Annotated in this window: 20 protein-coding genes; 4 read left to right on the top strand and 16 right to left on the bottom strand. The window is 72.1% G+C overall.

The window, feature by feature from the left end; genetic code table 11:
- Nucleotides 1-7 precede the first annotated feature (7 nt).
- Nucleotides 8-640, top strand: coding sequence for a hypothetical protein (locus tag AC3ANS_RS17250; RefSeq protein WP_488292805.1), 633 nt, complete (start codon nucleotides 8-10; stop codon nucleotides 638-640).
- Between the two features lie 4 nt (nucleotides 641-644).
- Here the strand turns inward: AC3ANS_RS17250 and AC3ANS_RS17255 are convergent, their stop codons facing one another.
- The 4 genes from AC3ANS_RS17255 to AC3ANS_RS17270 all read right to left on the bottom strand — a co-directional run bounded on the left by AC3ANS_RS17255 (nucleotide 645) and on the right by AC3ANS_RS17270 (nucleotide 5,537).
- Entirely contained in the window at nucleotides 645-1,538 is an 894-nt protein-coding gene (locus AC3ANS_RS17255; RefSeq protein WP_488292806.1) for an oxygenase MpaB family protein, read from the bottom strand.
- A 53-nt stretch (nucleotides 1,539-1,591) separates the two neighbouring features.
- Nucleotides 1,592-2,710 (bottom strand): peptide chain release factor 2, encoded by a 1,119-nt coding sequence (gene prfB, locus AC3ANS_RS17260; RefSeq protein WP_488292807.1) that lies wholly within the window; start codon nucleotides 2,708-2,710, stop codon nucleotides 1,592-1,594.
- Between the two features lie 45 nt (nucleotides 2,711-2,755).
- Nucleotides 2,756-3,508, bottom strand: a complete 753-nt coding sequence (locus AC3ANS_RS17265) for a response regulator (RefSeq protein WP_488292808.1) — start codon at nucleotides 3,506-3,508, stop codon at nucleotides 2,756-2,758.
- A 61-nt stretch (nucleotides 3,509-3,569) separates the two neighbouring features.
- A complete protein-coding gene (locus tag AC3ANS_RS17270) occupies nucleotides 3,570-5,537 on the bottom strand; it encodes a PAS domain S-box protein (protein ID WP_488292809.1) in 1,968 nt (655 codons plus the stop codon).
- A gap of 186 nt (nucleotides 5,538-5,723) precedes the next feature.
- On the opposite strand from AC3ANS_RS17270, the gene AC3ANS_RS17275 reads away from it, so the two are divergent.
- On the top strand, nucleotides 5,724-5,897 hold the full coding sequence (locus tag AC3ANS_RS17275; protein ID WP_488292810.1) for a hypothetical protein: 174 nt from the start codon (nucleotides 5,724-5,726) through the stop codon (nucleotides 5,895-5,897).
- A 22-nt stretch (nucleotides 5,898-5,919) separates the two neighbouring features.
- Here the strand turns inward: AC3ANS_RS17275 and AC3ANS_RS17280 are convergent, their stop codons facing one another.
- Entirely contained in the window at nucleotides 5,920-6,429 is a 510-nt protein-coding gene (locus AC3ANS_RS17280) for a CAP domain-containing protein (protein ID WP_488292811.1), read from the bottom strand.
- Between the two features lie 312 nt (nucleotides 6,430-6,741).
- Here AC3ANS_RS17280 and AC3ANS_RS17285 point away from each other — a divergent pair, with 312 nt between their 5' ends.
- Nucleotides 6,742-8,931, top strand: coding sequence for a PQQ-binding-like beta-propeller repeat protein (locus AC3ANS_RS17285; protein WP_488292812.1), 2,190 nt, complete (start codon nucleotides 6,742-6,744; stop codon nucleotides 8,929-8,931).
- Between the two features lie 237 nt (nucleotides 8,932-9,168).
- Here the strand turns inward: AC3ANS_RS17285 and AC3ANS_RS17290 are convergent, their stop codons facing one another.
- From AC3ANS_RS17290 to AC3ANS_RS17320, 7 genes are read right to left on the bottom strand one after another with little or no spacing between them, the layout of a single operon-like run.
- The gene (locus AC3ANS_RS17290; protein WP_488292813.1) at nucleotides 9,169-9,624 is read right to left on the bottom strand and encodes a Tad domain-containing protein; all 456 of its coding nucleotides are present in this window, start codon (nucleotides 9,622-9,624) and stop codon (nucleotides 9,169-9,171) included.
- Nucleotides 9,611-10,075, bottom strand: coding sequence for a hypothetical protein (locus tag AC3ANS_RS17295; protein ID WP_488292814.1), 465 nt, complete (start codon nucleotides 10,073-10,075; stop codon nucleotides 9,611-9,613). The genes AC3ANS_RS17290 and AC3ANS_RS17295 overlap by 14 nt, the downstream gene beginning before the upstream one ends.
- Nucleotides 10,072-10,461: a TadE/TadG family type IV pilus assembly protein gene (locus tag AC3ANS_RS17300; RefSeq protein ID WP_488292815.1), complete on the bottom strand. Its 390-nt coding sequence runs from the start codon at nucleotides 10,459-10,461 to the stop codon at nucleotides 10,072-10,074. The genes AC3ANS_RS17295 and AC3ANS_RS17300 overlap by 4 nt, the downstream gene beginning before the upstream one ends.
- 5 nt (nucleotides 10,462-10,466) lie before the next feature.
- Nucleotides 10,467-10,661: a hypothetical protein gene (locus AC3ANS_RS17305; protein ID WP_488292816.1), complete on the bottom strand. Its 195-nt coding sequence runs from the start codon at nucleotides 10,659-10,661 to the stop codon at nucleotides 10,467-10,469.
- A 42-nt stretch (nucleotides 10,662-10,703) separates the two neighbouring features.
- Complete coding sequence (locus AC3ANS_RS17310; protein WP_488292817.1) at nucleotides 10,704-11,645, bottom strand: type II secretion system F family protein; 942 nt, start codon at nucleotides 11,643-11,645, stop codon at nucleotides 10,704-10,706.
- The gene (locus AC3ANS_RS17315; protein WP_488292818.1) at nucleotides 11,642-12,496 is read right to left on the bottom strand and encodes a type II secretion system F family protein; all 855 of its coding nucleotides are present in this window, start codon (nucleotides 12,494-12,496) and stop codon (nucleotides 11,642-11,644) included. The genes AC3ANS_RS17310 and AC3ANS_RS17315 overlap by 4 nt, the downstream gene beginning before the upstream one ends.
- The gene (locus AC3ANS_RS17320; protein ID WP_488292819.1) at nucleotides 12,496-13,791 is read right to left on the bottom strand and encodes a TadA family conjugal transfer-associated ATPase; all 1,296 of its coding nucleotides are present in this window, start codon (nucleotides 13,789-13,791) and stop codon (nucleotides 12,496-12,498) included. Before AC3ANS_RS17320 ends, AC3ANS_RS17315 begins: the two co-directional genes overlap by 1 nt.
- 194 nt (nucleotides 13,792-13,985) lie before the next feature.
- Here AC3ANS_RS17320 and AC3ANS_RS17325 point away from each other — a divergent pair, with 194 nt between their 5' ends.
- Entirely contained in the window at nucleotides 13,986-15,473 is a 1,488-nt protein-coding gene (locus tag AC3ANS_RS17325) for a glycoside hydrolase family 6 protein (RefSeq protein WP_488292820.1), read from the top strand.
- A 231-nt stretch (nucleotides 15,474-15,704) separates the two neighbouring features.
- On the opposite strand, the gene AC3ANS_RS17330 is transcribed toward AC3ANS_RS17325, so the two are convergent.
- The 4 genes from AC3ANS_RS17330 to AC3ANS_RS17345 are packed head-to-tail and all read right to left on the bottom strand — an operon-like array spanning nucleotide 15,705 to nucleotide 19,503.
- On the bottom strand, nucleotides 15,705-16,067 hold the full coding sequence (locus AC3ANS_RS17330) for a biotin/lipoyl-containing protein (RefSeq protein WP_488292821.1): 363 nt from the start codon (nucleotides 16,065-16,067) through the stop codon (nucleotides 15,705-15,707).
- A 28-nt stretch (nucleotides 16,068-16,095) separates the two neighbouring features.
- On the bottom strand, nucleotides 16,096-16,371 hold the full coding sequence (locus tag AC3ANS_RS17335) for a hypothetical protein (protein ID WP_488292822.1): 276 nt from the start codon (nucleotides 16,369-16,371) through the stop codon (nucleotides 16,096-16,098).
- Nucleotides 16,368-17,906, bottom strand: a complete 1,539-nt coding sequence (locus tag AC3ANS_RS17340) for an acyl-CoA carboxylase subunit beta (protein WP_488296520.1) — start codon at nucleotides 17,904-17,906, stop codon at nucleotides 16,368-16,370. The genes AC3ANS_RS17335 and AC3ANS_RS17340 overlap by 4 nt, the downstream gene beginning before the upstream one ends.
- Nucleotides 17,907-17,946: 40 nt before the next feature.
- Nucleotides 17,947-19,503, bottom strand: a complete 1,557-nt coding sequence (locus tag AC3ANS_RS17345) for a methylmalonyl-CoA carboxytransferase subunit 5S (protein ID WP_488292823.1) — start codon at nucleotides 19,501-19,503, stop codon at nucleotides 17,947-17,949.
- Between the last annotated feature and the right edge of the window lie 117 nt (nucleotides 19,504-19,620).

The raw sequence follows: 19,620 nt of genomic DNA on the forward strand, positions 1-19,620 counted from the left end.
CATGGATGTGAGGTCAGCCCGGGTCGTCGCCGTGATCACCGCCACCCTGCTGACCCTGTCCGTCCTCACCGCCTGCACCGGCGACGACGAGCCCGCTGCGGACCCGACGCCCAGTGCCGGGACCACCCCCTTGGCCGAGGTCGACACCGGCACGGTGACCGTCGCCCGGGACGACTTCTGCGAGCAGGTGGCGCCCGCGGCGGTCGAGGCGGCGCTCGGATCCGCACCGGCCGGGTCCCAGACCTGGTCCAACGGCGAACGCGCCCGCCTCGCGCCCGGCGTCACCGACGTCGCCCACGAGTACGGCTGCGCCTGGTCCGCGAGCGGTACGACGGCCCGGGCGTGGGTGTTCGCTCCCCCGGTCACCGCCGCCGAGGCCGAGGCCCTGCGGCGGGCGGCGACCCGGGTCGCCGGGTGCGAGCCCGTGCCGGGAGCGCCCGGCTTCGGGACCCACGACGCAGCCCTGCGGTGCACCGGCGGGGACGGTGCGGCCAGCGGGAACGGGGTGGAGACCACGTTCCACGGCCTGTTCGGCGATGCGTGGCTCTCCTGCTCCCTGCGGACACCGGGGCCGGGGCCGGACCAGCTCGACCGCGCCGCGCAGTGGTGCGCGACCGTCCTGGCGGCCGCGACGGCCTGACCGGTCAGCCGGCCGGGCGCTCCTCGTGGCGCACCGGGCAGCCCGCGACGCCGGGCACCGGGAAGGTGCCGAGCTCATCGACCCGGTAGCCCTCGGGGTAGCTGCGGATCCAGGAGATGTCCTCGATCAGCTTCGGGGACCGGCGGGCCGGGAAGGCGCGCAGGGCCAGGCCTCGCGCCCGCAGCGCCGCCCGGCTGACCCGCTGGACGACCGCCGGCGGAGCGCCGTACCGGAACGCCTCGCGCAGCGGCTGGTCCATCAGCGCCTTCGCGAAGAGCCCGGCCGGCCGTCGCACCGGCGGCGCGTAGAACGTCTGCATGAGCGCGAGCGTGGAGTCGGCGACCCGTCGGGCACCCGGGTCGTAGCCGAAGTGCTCGGCCTCGTAGGAGTCCATCAGCTCCTCGAAGCCCGCGTAGGTCTCGGGCACGTCCTGGATGTTCATGTGCCGGCCCAGCGTGCGGTAGTAGCGCACGGAGGCCTCGAGCTCGGTCGGCGTGAGCGGCCGCTTGCCGTAGTCGTCGAGCCACCGCTTCGGGACCACCACGAACGTGGCCAGCACGTAGCGGAACTCGTGGTTGGGGATGTCGTAGGCCCGGTGCATCGCGTTGATGCGCCGGATCGCGGCCTTGGCCTCGGGGTGGGCGAAGCCGAGCCGGGTCGGCGGCTCGAGCAGGAGCGCGGTGTCGTCGTACCGCTTCTGCACCTCGAGGGTGAACGCGCCGGTCTCGTCGAGCAGCCGGCCGATCCCGGGCACGGCGTAGGTGCGGAAGAGCGCGAAGCTCAGCGCCTGGTTCATGTCCCAGGGGAACTCGTACATCACCACGTTGCGGTAGATCTCGACGAAGTCGGTCTCGGGGTCGAGCGAGTCGTTCCGCATCTTCCAGTGGTCGCGGCGCATGGAGGTGAGACTAGAACAGGTTCCGCCTCAGCGGCGCCGGTGATGTCACCGGGTCAGTTGGCGGCGGCCTTCTCGGCGCCGCGGCGCCACCGGATGCCGGCCTCGATGAAGTCGTCGACGTCGCCGTCGAACACTGCCTGCGGGTTGCCGACCTCGTGACCGGTCCGCAGGTCCTTGACCATCTGGTAGGGGTTGAGCACGTAGTTGCGCATCTGGTCGCCCCAGGCGGCGACGACGTCGCCCTTGAGCTCCTTCTTCAGCGCGGCCTCCTCTGCCTTCTGCTTCGCGAGCAGCTTGGCCTTGAGGACGACCATCGCGGACGCCTTGTTCTGCAGCTGCGACTTCTCGTTCTGGCAGCTGACCACGATGCCGGTGGGCAGGTGCGTGAGGCGGACCGCGGAGTCGGTGGTGTTGACCGACTGGCCGCCGGGACCACCGGAGCGGAACACGTCGACGCGGAGGTCGTTCTCGTCGATCTCGACCTCGTCGGTCTGCTCGAGCACCGGCACGACCTCGACGGCGGCGAACGACGTCTGGCGGCGGCCCTGGTTGTCGAACGGCGAGATCCGGACCAGCCGGTGGGTGCCGGCCTCGACCGAGAGCGTGCCGTAGGCGTACGGCGCGTGGATCGCGAACTCGGCCGACTTGATGCCGGCCTCCTCGGCGTAGGAGACGTCGTAGACCTCGACGGGGTACTTGTGCTGTTCGGCCCAGCGCGTGTACATCCGCATCAGCATCTCGGCGAAGTCGGCCGCGTCGACGCCGCCGGCGCCCGAGCGGATCGACACGATCGCCTCGCGGGCGTCGTACTCACCGGAGAGCAGCGTGCGGACCTCGAGGCCCTCGACGGACTTCTTCAGGCGGGCCAGCTCGGCGTCGGCGTCGGCCAACGCGTCGGCGTCGCCCTCCTCTTGCGCCATCTCGACCATGATCGCGAGGTCGTCGATGCGACCCCGCAGTGCCGTGACGCGGTCCATCTCGCCCTGCAGCGCGGAGAGCCGCCCGGTCACCCGGGTGGCGTGGGCCTGGTCGTCCCAGAGGTCGGGCGCGGCGACCTGCTCACCGAGGTCGTCGATCTCACGGCGCATCGTGTCCAGGTCGAGCACCTGCTCGATGGTGTGCATCGTCGCCTGGAGCTGCTTGATCTGGGTGTCGTAATCCGGTCCTGCCACAAGGACCAAGGTTACGGTGCGGCGCGCAGCCCGCCTACTTCGCGCCTAGTCGGCGACTGAGACGGGCAGCGCGAGCTCGGCCCAGACCCGCTTGCCGCCGGTCTCGGCGGCCTCCATGCCCCACGAGGCGGCGAGCGCTCCCACGAGGTGCAGGCCGCGGCCGTGCTCCTCGGTCTCGGTCAGCGGCTGCGGCTCAGGAGTGCCGGACCCGGCGTCGGCGACCTCGATGCGCAGGGCGTGGTCGCTGATCGACAGCAGCAGCCGGTACGACGAGCGGGCGTGGGTCAACGCGTTGGCGGCGAGCTCGCTGGTGACCAGCAAGGCGTCGTCCAGCGGGCCGTCGATCCCCCACTCGGAGAGCTTGGTGCGCACGAACCCGCGGGCGGTGCTCACGCTGCGCAGGTCGTCGGGCAGGTCGAGCACGGCGCGGGTCTCGTCGCGCCGGCCGACCGACTCCAGCAGGTCGACGAGGTAGCCGAGGTCGGCGTCCTTGACCACGAATCCCTCGGAGTGATCGCTGATCCAGGCCCGATCGGTGGTCTCGAGCCCCGAGAACACCACGACCTTCGTGCCCGGCGAGACCTCCCGCACGCGCGTGAGGACCTCGCGGCCCGCGATGTCGGGCAGGCCGAGGTCGAGGACGACGACATCGGGACGCAGCTGCGCGGCGAGCTCGACGGCCCCGACACCGTCAGCCGCCTCGCCCACGACCTCGAATCCGCCCCGGAAACGAAGCGTGGTGCGGACCAGCCGGCGTACCTCGACGACGTCGTCCACCAGGAGGACGCGGATGGGCACGGAGGAAGCGTAGGCGCTCCGAGCCGTCCTGGCACCTACCCGACGGCGTGTCAGCCGCTGATCAGGCGGTTTCGCCGTCCGCCCGCGGCAGCGTGATGACGAAGGAGCCGCTGGTGCCCTGCTCGCCGGGGCGGTACGTCGCGTCCCCGTCATGGGTGCGGGCGAGCTGGCGGACGATGTATAGGCCGAGCCCGGTGCCGCCGCCCGTCCGGCCGGTCGCGAACCGCTCGAACAGCCGGTCCCGCATGTCGTCGCTGACCCCGGTCCCCGCGTCGGAGACCTGGATCTCGACGGCCTCGCGACCGCCGGGCGCGTCCGCGGCCACACCGTGGACGGTCACCCGCACCGGCGGGGTGCCGTGGCGCAGCGCGTTGGCGATCAGGTTGTCCACAGCCTGCGCCAGGCGGTCGCGGTCGCCGCGGATGAGCAGTCCGGGCTCTGCGGCGACCTCCACCGCGACGCCCGGATGGGACCGTCGAGCGGCTCGCGCCGCGGCCTCCACCATCTCGGCGACGTCCACGGTCTCCACGGCGAGGTCGAGGGCGCTGGCCTGCAGGCGGGACGCGGTGAGCAGGTCCGCGAGGAGCCGGCGCAGCCGGGCCGCGCTCGAGCTCATGCCCGCCAGCAGCTCACGCCTCTCCTCCTCCTCGAGCGCGTCTCCGTGCGCCGCGAGCATCTCGGCCGTGCCGGCGAGCACACCCACCGGCGTGCGCAGCTCGTGGGCCGTGACGGCGAGGAAGTGCGACTGGTCCTCGGCGGCCCGCTGGAGCTGGGCGTTGACCTCGGCGAGCAGCGCCGCAGCACGCTCGCGCTCCTCGAGCATCTCCCGGCGGGAGGTGTTGTCGCGGGTGATCTTCGCGAACCCGATGTGGGCGCCGGTCTGGTCGTGGACCGCGGTGATGAGCACGTTGGCCCAGAACCTGCTCCCGTCCTTGCGGACCCGCCACCCCTCCTCCTCGTAGTGGCCGTCGCGCAGAGCGAGCTCCAGCTCGTGCTCGGGGTGCCGGTTCGTCTGGATCTCGGGCGGGTAGAACGTCCGGAAGTGCCGGCCGACGATCTCGCTCTCGGTGTAGCCCTTGATCCGCTGGGCTCCGGCATTCCAGCTCTCGATCAGGCCCTCGGGCGAGAGCATGAAGATCGCGTAGTCCTCGACGTTCTCGACCAGCAGCCGGAACCTCGCCTCGCTGCGACGCAGCTGCTCCTCGGCGCGGCGCTCCGCGGTGACGTCCTGCACCTGGAGGAACAGGTACAGCGGCCGCTGGCTGCTGTCCAGCACCGGCGCGAGGGTCGCCATCACCCGCCGGGACCCGACCGGATCCGCGACGTCGTGCTCGAGCTGCACGACGCGGCTGCGTCCCGAGAGGATCTGGTCGAGCGCGTCCTCGACGAGGTCGGCACGTTCGCCCGCGAGGTCGCCGTACGCCGTCCCCACGAGCTCCTCGAGCCGCAGCCCGAGGAGCGACGCGAGGGCGGCGTTGGCGCGCACCACCTGGCCGGCGAGCGTCACGGTCGCCATGCCGATCGCCGCATCCTCGAAGACCTCGCGGAAGCGCTCGAGGTGCTCGCGCAGGACCGTGCGGTCGGCCTCGTCGAGCTCGGGTACGACGGGCGCGCTCGCCACCGCTGCGGCAGCGGGGTCGTCGAGCAGTGCGACCAGCTGGTCGGCGAGCTGCTCCAGCGACGTCGACTTCTCCAGGAAGGCCGACGCGCCCAGCTCGCGGGCCCGCTGGGCCAGGCCCTCCTCGGAGAACCCGCTGTACATCGCGACCCGGGTCGACGGACACACCTCGAGCACCCGGGGCAGTGCCTCGAGCCCGTCCATCACCGGCATCGAGACGTCGAGCAGCAGCAGGTCGGGTCGGTGCTCACGGACCGCTGCGAGCGCCTCGACGCCGTTCGACCCCTCGCCGACCACCTCCAGCCGGCCCGAGAGGCGCAGCCGGGTGCGGACCAGCGCCCGCACCTCCGGGGCGTCGTCGACGATCACGATCGTCGGACGGCCCGCCGCCTCACCCACGCCCCCGGACACCCGGGGAACCTAACCCAACCGGTGGCCTGGTGTCGCGCTCCGCCGGCGGGCCTTTTGCAGGTTTCTGCAGCGCACGTAAGTGAGGCACGAATCCGGCCCGGACCACCGGACGACATGTCACCGTTTCCGCAGGCGCTGCTCGGGTAGCGCCTGCCAACCACTCGCCCGACCGCCGTGGGAGCCCCCATGATCATCGAGGTCCGCCCGACCCCCGCGCTGCGCCGCTACCGTGCGCGCATCGCGGGTGTGGTCGCGGGCGTCGGCCTGCTCGCGGTGACGCTGGTGTCGGTCGCGCAGCTGGCCGCGGCGACCGACATGGGGCCCACCGAGGTCACGGTGAGCGACCCGGCCCAGCGCTGATCGTCACTCGTACGATCGGCGCTCAGGGCGCGCGGCGGCCGAACACCTGCGCGACGTACCACGTGCCGTCGGCGTCCCTGCGAGCCCCGATGCCCATCGCCCGGTAGTGGCGGTTGAGGATGTTGGCTCGGTGGCCCTCGGAGTTCATCCAGGCCCGGACCACGTCGGCGCCGGACGCATAGCCGTAGGCGACGTTCTCCCCGGCGTAGGAGAGGTGGCAGTCGTTCGCGACGCGCTGGAGGTCCTGGTGGAACATCCGCTGCTGGTTGGCCATCTTCCGCGCCTGGCGTACCGCCCACTTCTGCACGCACGCACCAGGGGCGAGCGCCAGCCGCGCGTGGAGGACCCGCTGTGTGTTGGTCGCGGCGAACGCCTCGGACTGGTAGGTCGCGGTGATCGTCCGCGACTGAGCGGGCGCGGCGGCGGTGGTCACCACCCCGAGGGCGGACAGGGCGGTCGCGACGCTGAGCGCCCACACCCCGAGAGCTGCCCGGAACCGGGCGCGGGACCGCACACGCGCGGGGAGACTCACCCGTTGGGAGGGGCCCGCCGGGGCCTGGGGGCGGGATAGCCTGCCCGGGCGTCCCTTCGGGCCGGAGTCCACATTTCCGAGATGGGGCATCGTCTCGACGACTTCCTGTTCAGGGTCCAGAGCACGCTCACGCCTGCGACCGTTGTCCCCCGAATCGGTAAGAGTCGTCTCCACGTTAGGTGAATCGGCGCGCGATCGGAACCTCGTGGCCCCGCCGGATCTCCGGATGGCGGACCGGCATGGGCTAGACGTCGGGACGGATTCCGCGCATCACCCGACCATGGCGGGGTTGTCCGCCTAGCGTGCCGACCCGTGTCCCCCCATCGCCTCAGTACCGTCGTCGTGCCCGCCGCGCTCTCGCTGGGTCTCGCGTTGGGCCTCGGGCCCGTGAGCCCCGTCCCGGCGGACGGCCCTGACCTCGCCCGCGCCCCGCGCACGACCACCGGCCCGACCGCGGACGACCTGCCGGCCGGCTCCGTGGTCGCCGACGAGCGCATCGAAGAGCTGGTCCGCGCCGGCGACCGCGTCTACGCGCACGGCGACTTCCGCACCGTCGGCCGGTACGCCGGTCCCGGCGCGGTGCTCGACGCCGTCACCGGCACCCGGGCGGCCGGGCCGTCGATCGCCGACGGCCAGGTCTCCGCGAGCGTGGCCGACGGCGCGGGCGGCTGGTACCTCGGCGGCGACTTCACCCGGATCGACGGCCACGCGGCCGGCGGGCTGGCGCACGTGCTCGCGGACGGCACCCTGGACCCCGGCTTCCTCCCGGTCGCCGACGGCCTGGTCAGCGCGCTGGCGCTCGAGGGCGACACGCTCTACGCGGGCGGCGTCTTCGAGTCCGTCGGCGGGGTGTCGCGGCGGCACCTGGTCGCCTTGCGCACCAGCGACGGGACGGTCACGGACTTCGACGCGCCCCAGGCCGCCCGCGTGACCGAGCTGGCGCTCACACCGGCCGCGGGAGGCCGCTCCGCGCGCCTGTTCGTGGGCGCCGAGCAGGTGTCCGCAGTCGACCCGACCACGGGCCACGCGGTCGCCGGCTTCACCGCGACCGTGGACGGGCCGGTGCGGGCGATGGTCGTGGGCGGGGATCGGCTCTATGTGGGCGCCTCGCGCCTGGTCGCGCTGGACCCGACCACCGGCGCCACCGACCCGGCGTTCGCGCCTCCGACGGGGCCGGCCTCCGACGGGCGCGTGCACGCGCTGCTCTACACCCGCGACCGGCTCTACGCCGGCGGAGACCAGGCCGCCGACAGGCTGATGGCGCTCGACCCCGGTACGGGCGCGGTCGACCCCGCGTTCGCTCCGCAGGTCGATCCCGGCCGCAACCCGGCCGGCGTGCCCGCCGGCGTCTACGACCTCGCCCTGGACGGCGACCGGCTCTGGGCCGCCGGCAGCTTCACCTCCGTGGCCGGCACGCCCGTGGGCGGCCTCGCCGTGCTCGACGCCGAGACGGGCGCCCTGGCCGGCCCCGCGGTGCCGGCGTACGACCTGCAGGTCAACGCGGTCGAGCTCTCGGGCGGACGCGCCTTCGTCGGCGGGCACTTCTACCTGACCGACTACGTCCGCACCGCCGGCATCGCGGCGCTGGACGCCGAGACGCTGGAGCCGGTGCCGGGCTTCGCGGTGTCACAGCCGGCGTACGGCGACCTGGTCCCGGGCGACGGGGCGCTCTTCGTCGCGAACACCCACTTCATGGGCTACGACACGTCGCGGGTGGCCGCGGCGAGCCACCACTTCTACTCCCACTACACGTGGCCGGTCCGCGCGTTGGACACCGCCACCGGGGCGGCGCTCCCCGGACGGTCGCTGCGGGTGCGCGACCTGACGGGGCTCACCACGATCGGCGACCGGCTCTACGTCGCGCGACGGCTCCAGAGCGACGTCCGGTTCCCCCGCAACCGGGTCGACGTCTACGGCCCGACCGGCGCGCGGGTGGCGTCGTACGTGCTCCCCCTGCGCGGGTACGTCACCGAGCTCGGCACCATCGACGGCGACCTGGTGGCCGCGGGCAGCTTCAAGGCATACCCCATCCGGGATACCGCGGTGATCCGGGTCGACCCGCGCACGGGCAAGCGCCGTGGCTGGTTCGACCCCAAGATCGACGGCCCCGTCTACGACGTGGCGAGCGACGGCCGCTCGCTGTACGCCGCCGGCCTGTTCACCCGGGTCTACCAGGGCTCGGACTTCACGAGCCCGGGGCTGACGATGATGGACAGCCGCTCTCACCGGTCCTCGACGTTCGCTCCGGCGGCGTTCACCGGCAACCGGGTGCTGGCGCGAGTCACCCCGCTCGGCGACCTGTTGTGGGTCGACGGCGCCTCGCACCGATTCCTCGACGCCACCACCGGCGCGGTGGCGCCCGACCCGACCGACGGCTGGGGCGGGCGCCTGTGGTCGATCACCGGCGACACCGAGACAGGTCTGGCGTTCACGTCCTGGATCGAGCCCAACCTCGGCGGCCGCGACCCCTACCGCCTGGGCTTCGTCGCACCCGTGAGCTGAGTCGGCCGGGGCCGCTCGGGGCCGTCGTCACCGGGAGACGGGGCCGCTCTGGAGGCGACCGCCACGAGCAAAGCAGGGGTGGCCGGCGAACGACCTGGCGTCTGCTCCCCGATCGCGAGTGCGTGGAGACGTGCCAGCCCTCGAGCTCCACGAGGCGGCGCTGGCGCTCAGCCCGTCCCCTGAGGGGGACGCGAGGCTCACCGCCTCCGCCTGTGACCCGCTCGCCCCTCGGCACACTCACTGCTCGACGGCCACGATCGCCGACCCGGTGGCCCCGATCTCGGCGATACCGGGCGAGCCGGGCACGGTGAGGGGCAGGTCCAGCGGCGCGCGCACGTGCACGGTGACGCTCGAGACCGCCGGGTCGACATCGACGGTGAAGCTCAGCCCCGGGTAGCTCGCATAGGCGCCGGAGGCGACCAGGTAGTCGTGCACCGAAGCCCGCACGGCCGCCGCGGTCACGTCGAGCCGGTCCGACGGCACGCCGCCGGTGTAGACCTCGCGACCGGTCGCTCCCAGATCCGCCCCGCGCAGCGCGGCCCCGTCGGCGACGGTGTCGAGACCCTGCCGCTGCAGGTACGCCGCCGAGGCGTCCACGACCATCGCCACCGCCATCGCGAGCACGAACGCGAACCCGATGATCATCAGCGTGGCCTGGCCGCGCTCGTCAGGGCGCGGGTCAGGGCGCCGCACGGTCGATCTCCTGGAACTGCCCGATCGGGACGGTGTGGGTGGCGTCGAGGGCGAAGCTCGGCGCCCCGCCGCCGAAGAAGCTCGGCAGCAGCGGCAGGTCGACGTGGGAGGACACGACCACCGTGATCACGGAGGTGCCGGCGTGACAGTCGTGCGGGTACGGCGTACACCGGACCTGGACGTCGATCGGGACGCCGTGGACACCCTGGTCGTCCAACGCCTGCCGGGCCGCCGCCTCGGCTCGCGCCTTGCCCTCGACGTCGGTCGGGGCGAGGGCGTACGCCCGGGCCGCGGCGCGGGCGGCGCCGCTGACGCCGAATGCGCCGCGCTGCACCTCGAAGACCGACATCACGATCCAGAGCATCGGGATGAGCAGCAGGATGCCGAGCCAGACCAGCTCGACCAGCGCGCTCCCCCGCTCGTCGCGGCGGCCCCGGCACCGGGGCCTCACGGTCGCTCCTCCTCGACGGCGTGCCCGGTCACGGTCAGGGAGATCCCGGGGCCGCCGATGCCCAGCGCCGGAACGGTGGCGTGCACGATCACCTCGACGCCCGGCGCCCCGTCGACCATCGCGGGGCGGGCCTCGATGTCGCGCGCGAACCGGCCCGAGATCGCGCCGTCGATCTGGCGGTGAGTCCGGGCCGCGCCGTCGGCGGGACCCCGGTCCATCGTGGCGGCGTAGCGGGCGCCCTCGGAGGCCGCCGACGCCAGGGTGTTGCGCACCAGCAGCACGAGCGCCACCTGGAGGATGCCGAGGAAGAGCGGCACGAGCACGACGAGGACGAGCACGAAGTCCACGACCGCGGACCCGCGCTGACCACCCCGCCGCCTGCTCACCACGCCTACTTCACTTGGTTGAGCGCGGAGTCGAGCATCCCCGTCAGCTGGTCCTTCGCGACGCTGGTGATGGCAACGACCAGACCGGCGGTCATCACCGTGATCATCACCCAGCCCGGCACGTCACCGCGCTCGTCACGGGCACGAGGCACCGTCAACGCGAGGTAGAGGCGCGTGAGCGCCATCGAGATGTGTTCCATGGGTTCGTCCGATCTCCAAGGGTTCCTCTGCCAGTAGGCACATCAACGGGTGGTCAGGTGGAGCCCGACGACGCCGGGCCAGAACGCGAAGAGCACGGTGATCGGGAGGACGAGGAACACGACCGGCACCATCATGAAGACCTCCTTGCGGGCGGCCGCCTCGATCAGCTCGCGCCTTCCGGCCTCGCGGACGTCGGCTGCCTGCGCGTGCAGCACGTCGGCCAGGGGCGTGCCGCGCTCGACCGCCACCGCCACGCCCTGGGCGAAGCGGGCAACCAGAGGCAGCCCGGTCGTCGAGGCCATCGCGTCGAACGCCACCGCCACCGGCTCACCCGTGCGGATCTCGGCGAGCACCCTGCCCAGGTCGCTGGAGAGCTCACCACCGCTGCGGCGTACGACGCGGTCCAGGGCGGCGACCGGCCCCTCGCCGGCCGCGACCGCGAGCGCGAGCAGCTCGGCGACCGTCGGGAACTCCGCGAGGATCCGCCGCTCGCGGCTGCGGACCTGGCTGGTGAGGTAGGTGTCGCGGGCCAGGACCCCGGCCACGAACGCGATCACGCAGAACAGCAGCGACCCCACGGCCGATCCGGGGGCGCTCAGCATCCGCAGCACGCCCCAGGCCGCGGCCACCGCGAACCCGATCAGCCCCCACAGGACCTGTTCGACACGGAAGTCGTGCACGGTCTTGTCGAGCCCCGCCCGCTGCAGGCGCCGGCGCACGGACGCTGCTCCGCCCAGCACCCGCTCGACCGTGTCGGCCGCGGAGCGCAGGACCGGGCCGAAGACCCCGGCGGCGGCCGACGTCGGCGAGGACGAGGTGACCCGCAGCTCGGGGGTGTGGCCCACCCGCGGGAGGTCACGGACGTAGGGCAGCACCCGCACGGCCAGCTGGGGTCGGCGCACGACCCGGACCCGCGCGGCGACGAGCAGCACGCCCGAGGCTGCGGTGGCGCCGAGGAGCGCACCCCACACCGACGGGGTCACGAGAGGATCCGCCGTTCGGTGGGGAGCCGGCCGATCCGCATCATCAACCGGTAGGCGACCACACAGGCGCCCGCGCCGACCGCGAGCACGACGACGCCCGTGGGCGAGGCGTAGCGGTGGATGACCTCGGACTGGAAGGACATGAGCAGCAGGACCAGCCACGGCGACGCGACGGCCAGACGGGCGCCGTTGACGGTCCAGGACTGCCGCGACTCGAGCTCCGAGCGCGTGCGCGCGTCGTCGCGCAGGTACGTCGAGAGGTTGCGCAGGAGCCGGCCGAGCTCGCCACCCCCGACCTCGCGGGCGATGCGCAGGCCCTCGACCACGCGATCGCCCACAGGATCGGCCAGACGGTCCTTGAGCCGGTCGAGGGACTCACCGAACCGGCCGGTCACCTGGTAGTCGAGCGCGAACTGGTCGAAGGCCTCGCGCAGCGGCTCGGGACCGCGGGTGGCCAGGGCGGACAGCGCGTCCGGAAGCGACATCCCGGCACGGACCGCGGAGGTGAGGTTGTCGACGGCCTCGGGCCAGACCTCGGCGAGCTCGCGCTGGCGTCGCCGCGCCCGCCCCGACACGATCGCCACCGGCATCCAGGCGCCCATCAGCCCGAAGGCCAACGCCACCGGCGGTGTCGCCGAGATCGCCTCGATCACCACGGTCACGACCAGGCCGCACACCAGGCAGAGCGCGACGAAGCCGGTCACCGACACCTGTCCGAGGCCCGCGCGGGCCAGCAGCTCCGTGGCCCGGCCGCGACCACCGACATCGGCACGGGGGCTGCGCGGCAGCGCGAACGCGCTCCAGACCAGCATCAGCCCCACGCCGACACCCAGCCCGACGAGCGCACCCATCAGTGTTCCTCGGCCAGCAATCGGTGTACGTCGATCCCGAGCCGCTCGTAGCGCTCGGGGTGGGGTGGCATCCCGCCGGTACGCCGGAGCTCGCCCGCGCGGCGCTCGAACAGCGGCTCGGTCTCGATGACGTCGTTCTCGACCCGGCCGGGCACACCGACCACCTCGTTGACCCGGCGTACGCCCCGCTCGTCGATGCCCAGGTGGACCACCACGTCGACGCTCGCCGCGACGGTCGGCACGACGAACCGCGCCGAGATGTTCTCACCAGCGAGCAGCGGCAGCGTGCACATCTTCACCAGGGCCTCGCGGGCGCTGTTGGCGTGGATCGTGCACATGCCGGGCAGCCCCGCGTTGAGCGCGAGAAGGAGGTCGAGGCACTCCTCGGCGCGGACCTCGCCCACGATGATGCGGCTCGGCCGCATGCGCAGGCTCTCCTTGACCAGGTCGCGCAGGCGGATCTCGCCGGTGCCCTCGAGGCCGGACTGACGGGTCTGCAGCGGCACCCAGTCGGGGTGCTGGAACCGCAGCTCGAAGACCTCCTCCGCGGACACCACGCGGTCACCACCGGGGATCGCGGCGGCCAGGCAGTTGAGCATCGTGGTCTTGCCGGCCTGAGTGCCGCCGGCGACCAGGACGTTGAGCCCGGCACGCACCGACGCATCGAGGAACGCAGCGGCGCCCGGCGTCAGGCTGCCCAGCTCGACCAGGTCGTGGAGCCGGGCCGCGCGCAGCACGAACTTGCGGATGTTGACCGCCGAGAACCCCCGGCTGATGCCCTCGAGCACCACGTGCAGCCGGTGGCCCTCGGGCAGCATCGCGTCGACGAACGGCTGGCTGATGTCGATGCGCCGGCCGCTGCTCTTGAGCATCCGCTCGACGAGCTCCTGCACCTGGGCCGACGTGAGCACCAGCGTGGTGAGCTCGTGGCGGCCGTGGCGGGCCACGAACACCCGGCTCGGGTCGTTGATCCACACCTCCTCGACCGTGGGGTCGTCGAGGAACGGCTGCAACGGGCCGAACCCCGAGACGCGGGCCACCAGCTCGCCGACCATCGAGTCGATGTCGGGCACCGGGGCGACCGCGCCCGTGAGGCTGTGGTCGTCGTGGTCGCGCACCACCCGCTCGGCGATCCGCCGGACCAGGTCGGCCTCGCGCTGCGGGTCGACGGCCTCGCGCCGCACGGCCTCGCGCACGTGCTGGTCGAGCTGCTCGACGAGCTCCTCGTGCGCGTTCGCCGTACGCCGAGCCGACACGTGACCGGCCGGGTGGGTCGATGGGTGGGTCAGTGACATCTAGTCCCCCGAGATGGTTCCTTGGCCGGCAGTCTTCCAGCCGCAGCGCCCGCTCAAACCCGGACGGACCTCCGCCTGTGGACAACTGCCGACGGGACGTGGGAGCGGGCACCCGACCGTCGACCGATCCCTGGTCGATGTGACGCAGGTCACGCTATCCTCACATGGCGGACTCCCCTGCCGAAGAGACCCCCATGAGCCACCGTCTCGGTACATCTCTGGCGGCCAGCGCCCTCGCGGCGGCCCTGGCGGCGCTGACGCTCGCCTCGTACGGGACGCCGGCGCACGCGTCGGCCCCGGCGAGCTCCGCCGCGCCCCGGGCCACGAGCGGTCCGCCGGAGAACCTGCGCACGACGGTCACGCCCGGAGCTCCGGCCATCGAGGTCAGGTGGGACCCGCCCACCACCGGGCTGCCGTTGGTGCTCGGCTACGAGATCCTCCTCGACGGCGAGGTGGTCGGCACGGTCCCGCTGTTCACCACCTCGTTCACGATCGACAAGGGCCTCACGCTCGGCCACACCTACGAGATCGCCGTGCGCGGCACGTTGGGGGTGGCGACCGGCCAGGAGGCGTACACCGAGCAGACGCTCTACATCGCACCCGTCACGACCGTGCAGAAGGCCAACCCGTCCAACCCCCTGGCGGGCCGGGAGTGGGGCGTCTACACCGGCCTGCAGGACCCGGCCTACATCGGGTGGAACAAGCTGGGCCAGGCGCAGCAGGAAGACCTCGCCCTGTTCGCGATGATCGCCAAGGCCACGTGGTTCGGCCACTGGATCCCCGACGACCGAGCGGGCGAGAAGGTGCGGGCCTACGTCGAGAACGCGCAGGCCGGCGACCCCGACAAGGTGGTGACGGTCTCGCTGTTCCGGATGTTCCCCTGGGAGGGCCAGGAGCGCATCGCGGACCGGCTGCCCACGCCGGCCGAGCAGGCGTCGTACCGCCGCTTCGTGACCAGCTTCGCCGCGGGCATCGGCTCCAGCCGGGTCGCGGTGATCGTGCAGCCGGACGGCTACTTCGTGAAGGACGGTTTCGAGGGCCACGTGCACCAGGACGGCCGGCACCAGGCCCTGCTGCCCGCACGGATGCTCAACTGGACCGTCAAGACCCTCTCGGCACTGCCCAACACCACGGCCTACCTCGACATGGGCTCCGAGGACTGGGCCCGCGGCGACGTCGCGTCGGTGGCGAAGTACCTGCGGCTCAGCGGCGTGCAGTACGCCCGCGGTTTCTCCATGAACATCACGCACGCGAACTACATGGACCGTGAGATCGACTTCGTCCAGAAGGTGTCCGACGCGCTGGCCCGGATGGGCATCGCGGGCAAGCACGCGATCCTGGACACCTCAGACAACGGCCACCCCTTCCACGGCCGCGAGATCAACCCACCCGGGGCCTCGCACTACACCCCGCCCGGCGCGATTCCGCCGTGCAGGACCAAGACGCAGAAGACACCGTGCGACGCCCTCGGCATCCCACCCACCACCGACGTGGACAACCCCGCCTGGGGGCTGGACCCCACCTCCGCCCGGACCGCTGCCAAGTACGTCGACGCCTACGTCTGGGCGAGCCGGCCGTGGCTGCCCCTGCAGGGCACCGGCGGTACGCCCTTCAACGTGGAGTACGCCCAGCTGCTGAAGAAGACCTGGGCGTACTCGCCGTACTTCACCGGCACGCCGTAGCCCCGGACCCTGCCTGGTCCCTGCCTGGTCACTGCCTCCCGGGGCCGGCCTGGTCCGTCGTTTGGTCACCAACGACGGATGGGAGCGCTCCCGATCTGTCGTTGGGGACCAAACGACGACGCTTCCGGCAGCAGGAACGAGTCCCGGCCCGGGCCGCTCACGACCCCGGACATGCGGAAGGATCCCCGGGACGAACCGGGGATCCTTCCGTCTTCGAACGAGCCGAACCCCTCAGGACAGCTCGACGAGCAGTTGGCCGCCGCTGACGGCCTCACCGGGCTTCACCAGCACCCGGCCGACAGTGCCGGCTGCGGGAGCGGTGATCTCGGTCTCCATCTTCATCGCCTCGAGCACGACCAGGACGGCGCCGGCCTCGATGGCCTGGCCCTCCTCGACCGGGATCCGGGCGACGGTGCCGGCCAGCGGGGCGCGCACGCCGTCGCCGTCGCCACCGGCGGGAGCAGCGGCGGGAGCCGCCACGGGCGGGGCGAAGTTGCCACCGGCCATGAAGATGCCGAGCGTGGGCGGCTGCTCCTCCTCGACCTCGACCTCGACCTCGTAGACCTGGCCGTTGACGGTCACCTTCAGCTGCATGTCCTCACCTTCGCCTTCGCCTGGCCGTTCACCGGGCACCGTGGATGATCCGGTGACCCTGGACGGCCACGCGGCCCTGCTGGGCCCACGCCTGACCGCTCCGGTAGTGCACCTGCTTGACCTTGGCGCGGTGGCCCAGGAACGACGCCACCGCGGCGGAGATCGCGAGCACGACCTCCTCGGGAATCTCCTGCTCCTGCCGCGCGCGGACGGCGGCGACCTCGGCCTCGAGGGCCGCCACCCGCTCCGTGAGCTCGCGGACCGCGGCGAGCAGCTCCTGCTCGACGCTGATGTCGGGGCTCACGTCGGGCCCAACCCGTGCTTCTTGGCGGGCCGCACGTCGCGCTTGCTGGCCAGCATCTCCAGCGCCCGCGACAGCTCGGCCCGGGTGCAGCAGGGGTCGATGATGTCGTCGACCAGGCCGCGGCCGGCCGCGACGTACGGCGTGGAGAACGTGGAGCGGTACTCCTCGACCAGCTCCGCGCGCTTGGCCTCGGGGTCGTCGGCCTCGGCGATCTCGCGGCGGAACACGATCTCGGCGGCACCCTCGGCACCCATCACCGCGATCTCGGCGGTCGGCCAGGCGAACACCTTGTCGGCACCCAGGTCCTTGGAACACATCGCGACGTACGCGCCGCCGTAGGCCTTGCGCAGCACGACCGTGAGCTTCGGGACGGTGGCGGCGGAGTAGGCGTAGAGCAGCTTGGCACCGTGGCGGATGATGCCCCCGTGCTCCTGGGCGACACCGGGCAGGAAGCCCGGCACGTCGACCAGCGTGACCAGCGGGATGTTGAACGCGTTGCAGAACCGCACGAACCAGGAGCCCTTGTCGGAGGCGTTGATGTCGAGCACGCCCGACATCACGCTGGGCTGGTTGGCGATGATGCCGACCGTGCGGCCGGTGATGCGGCCGAAGCCGATCACGATGTTCTGGGCGTAGCCGGCCTGCACCTCGAGGAAGTCCGACCGGTCGACGAGGTGCGCGATGACCTCGCGGACGTCGTAGCCCTTCTTGTCCGAGAGCGGCACGATCTTCTGCAGCTCCGGGTCGGGCTCGATCGTGTCGTCGGGGTTGACGATCGGCGGGTCCTCGGTGTTGTTCTGCGGCAGGAAGCTGAGCAGCTTCTTCGCGATCAGGATCGCCTGGTCGTCGTCGTCGGCCACGAAGTGGATCACGCCGGAACGTGCCATGTGGGCGTCGGCGCCGCCGAGTGCGTCGGAGGTGACCTGCTCACCGGTGACCTGGGCGATGACGTTCGGCCCGGTGATGAACATGTGGGCCTTGCGGGTCTGGATGATGAAGTCGGTCAGCGCCGGGGAGTACGCCGCGCCGCCCGCGCACGGGCCGGCGATGATCGCGACCTGCGGGACGACACCGGACAGCAGCACGTTGTTGTAGAAGACCCGGCCGTAGCCGGCCAGCGAACCGATGCCCTCCTGGACCCGGGCGCCGCCGGAGTCGTTGATGAACACGAACGGCGTACCGGTCGTCAGGCTGGCCTTCATCATCGCGACGACCTTGTTGCTGTGGACCTCGCCCGCCGAGCCGCCCGCGACCGTGAAGTCCTGGCTGGCCACGTGGACCGGGCGACCGAGGACGGCACCCTCGCCGGTGACGACACCGTCGGCGGGGTAGTCGGCCTTGTCGAGCCCGAAGTACGTCGACTGGTGCCGGGCGAACATGCCCGTCTCCTGGAACGTCCCGTCGTCCAGCAGGGCGGCGATCCGCTCGCGGGCCGTCAGCTTGCCGGCGTCGCGCTGCTTCTGCAGGCGGGCCTCACCGCCGCCCAGCTCGACCTGGTGGCGCCGCTCGGCGAGCTCGGCGATCCGGTCCTCCATGGACGCGTGGTGGTGCTTGTTCTTGCTCACCGTGATCCCTTCAGGCTCGCTCGACGGTCACGTCGTGCTTGTGACCGTTCAGCGAGACGGCGTAGTGGATGGGGCCCTTGACCGGGCCGGTGCCGGGGGTGGCAGCGGCGGCGAGCTTCTCGGCCGCCTGCTGTGCTGGGTCCTTGCCGACGTTCTTCGGGCCCTCGGGCCGCTCGAGGAAGAACTTCGGCGCGACACCCGGGAACATCGCGTAGGTCAGCACGTCCTCGTCGCTGCCGTCGGCGCCCTCGAGGGCGTTGGCCTCGTCGCAGAGCTTCTGCCACTCGGGCTCGAGCAGGTCGGCGGGCCGGACCGTGATCGGGTCCTTCTTGGTCTGCACGTGCGCTGCCTCGACGATCTCAGGGTCGCGCGGGCCGATGGCCTCGCCGTAGTAGCCGAGCATCAGGTCGGCGAACTCCGCGGTGAGCACCTTGTAGGGGCCCATCAGCACGTTGAACACGGCCTGGGTGCCGACGATCTGGCTGGACGGGGTCACCAGCGGCGGGTAGCCGGCGGCCTTGCGGACCCGCGGCACCTCCTCGAGGACCTCCTTGAGGCGGTCGCCCGCGCCCTGCTGGCGCAGCTGCGACTCCATGTTCGAGATCATGCCGCCGGGGATCTGGCTCTTGAAGATCTCGGTCTCGACGCCGGTGATCGCGGACATGAACTCGGTGTACTTCGGCCGCACCACCGCGAAGTGGTCCTTGATCTTGAGCAGCCGCTCGTCGTCGAGGTTGGTCTCGTACGGCGTGCCGTGCAGCATCTCGACCAGCGACTCGGTCGGGTTGTGCCCCGGGCCCATCGAGACCGAGGAGATCGCGGTGTCGACCACGTCGGCGCCGGCCTCGATCGCCTTCATCAGGCTGACCAGCGTGACGCCGGTGGTGGCGTGGCAGTGCACGTGGACGCGCACGTCCTGGCCCAGCGACTCCTTGATCGCCCCGACGATGTCGAAGGCCGGCTGCGGCCGCAGCAGCGCCGCCATGTCCTTGAGGCAGAGCGAGTCGCAGCCGAGCTCCATCAGCTCGTTGGCCATGTCGACGTAGCCCTGCACGGTGTGCAGCGGGCTCTCGGTGTAGCAGATCGTGCCCTGGGCGTGCTTGCCGACTCGGCGCACCGCCTTGATGGCCTCGCGCACGTTGCGCACGTCGTTGAGGGCGTCGAAGGTCCGGTAGACGTCCATGCCGTTCTCGGCGGACTTCTCGACGAACTTGTTGACGACCGTGTCCTCGTAGTGGCGGTAGCCGAGGAGGTTCTGGCCGCGCAGCAGCATCTGCAGCTTGCTGTTGGGCATCAGCCTGCGGAAGGTCCGAAGCCGCTTCCACGGGTCCTCGTTGAGGAAGCGGATGCACGCGTCGTACGTCGCGCCGCCCCAGCACTCGACGGACCAGTAGCCCGCCGCGTCGATGTCCGCGCACGCGTCGACCATGTCCTCGAGCGCCATGCGGGTCGCCATCAGGCTCTGATGGGCGTCGCGCAGGATCAGCTCGGTGACCCCGATCTCTCGTCGTGCCGCGGCCGCGCCGGTGGCGCCGACGCCCCCTGTCTCGGTGTCGCCGTTGGTCATGGCCTCACTCTCGCAGAGAGGTAAAGCCCCTGCCCCGGGTCCTTGGTCCCTCGTCCCCGGGCCGTTGCTCGTCCGTCCGCGCGTGGTCCCGGGAACAGGGTCCCGGGACCGGCCCGG

The sequence above is a fragment of the Nocardia sp. 149-1B genome, from assembly GCF_057747975.1.

Coding starts and splice junctions, on each gene's coding strand:
- AC3ANS_RS17320 (WP_488292819.1), bottom strand. CDS start 13,791: ATGTCACTGACCCACCCATCGACCCACCCGGCCGGTCACGTGTCGGCT.
- AC3ANS_RS17315 (WP_488292818.1), bottom strand. CDS start 12,496: ATGGGTGCGCTCGTCGGGCTGGGTGTCGGCGTGGGGCTGATGCTGGTC.
- AC3ANS_RS17305 (WP_488292816.1), bottom strand. CDS start 10,661: ATGGAACACATCTCGATGGCGCTCACGCGCCTCTACCTCGCGTTGACG.
- AC3ANS_RS17255 (WP_488292806.1), bottom strand. CDS start 1,538: ATGCGCCGCGACCACTGGAAGATGCGGAACGACTCGCTCGACCCCGAG.
- AC3ANS_RS17275 (WP_488292810.1), top strand. CDS start 5,724: ATGATCATCGAGGTCCGCCCGACCCCCGCGCTGCGCCGCTACCGTGCG.
- AC3ANS_RS17330 (WP_488292821.1), bottom strand. CDS start 16,067: ATGCAGCTGAAGGTGACCGTCAACGGCCAGGTCTACGAGGTCGAGGTC.
- AC3ANS_RS17325 (WP_488292820.1), top strand. CDS start 13,986: ATGAGCCACCGTCTCGGTACATCTCTGGCGGCCAGCGCCCTCGCGGCG.
- AC3ANS_RS17345 (WP_488292823.1), bottom strand. CDS start 19,503: ATGACCAACGGCGACACCGAGACAGGGGGCGTCGGCGCCACCGGCGCG.
- AC3ANS_RS17340 (WP_488296520.1), bottom strand. CDS start 17,906: ATGGAGGACCGGATCGCCGAGCTCGCCGAGCGGCGCCACCAGGTCGAG.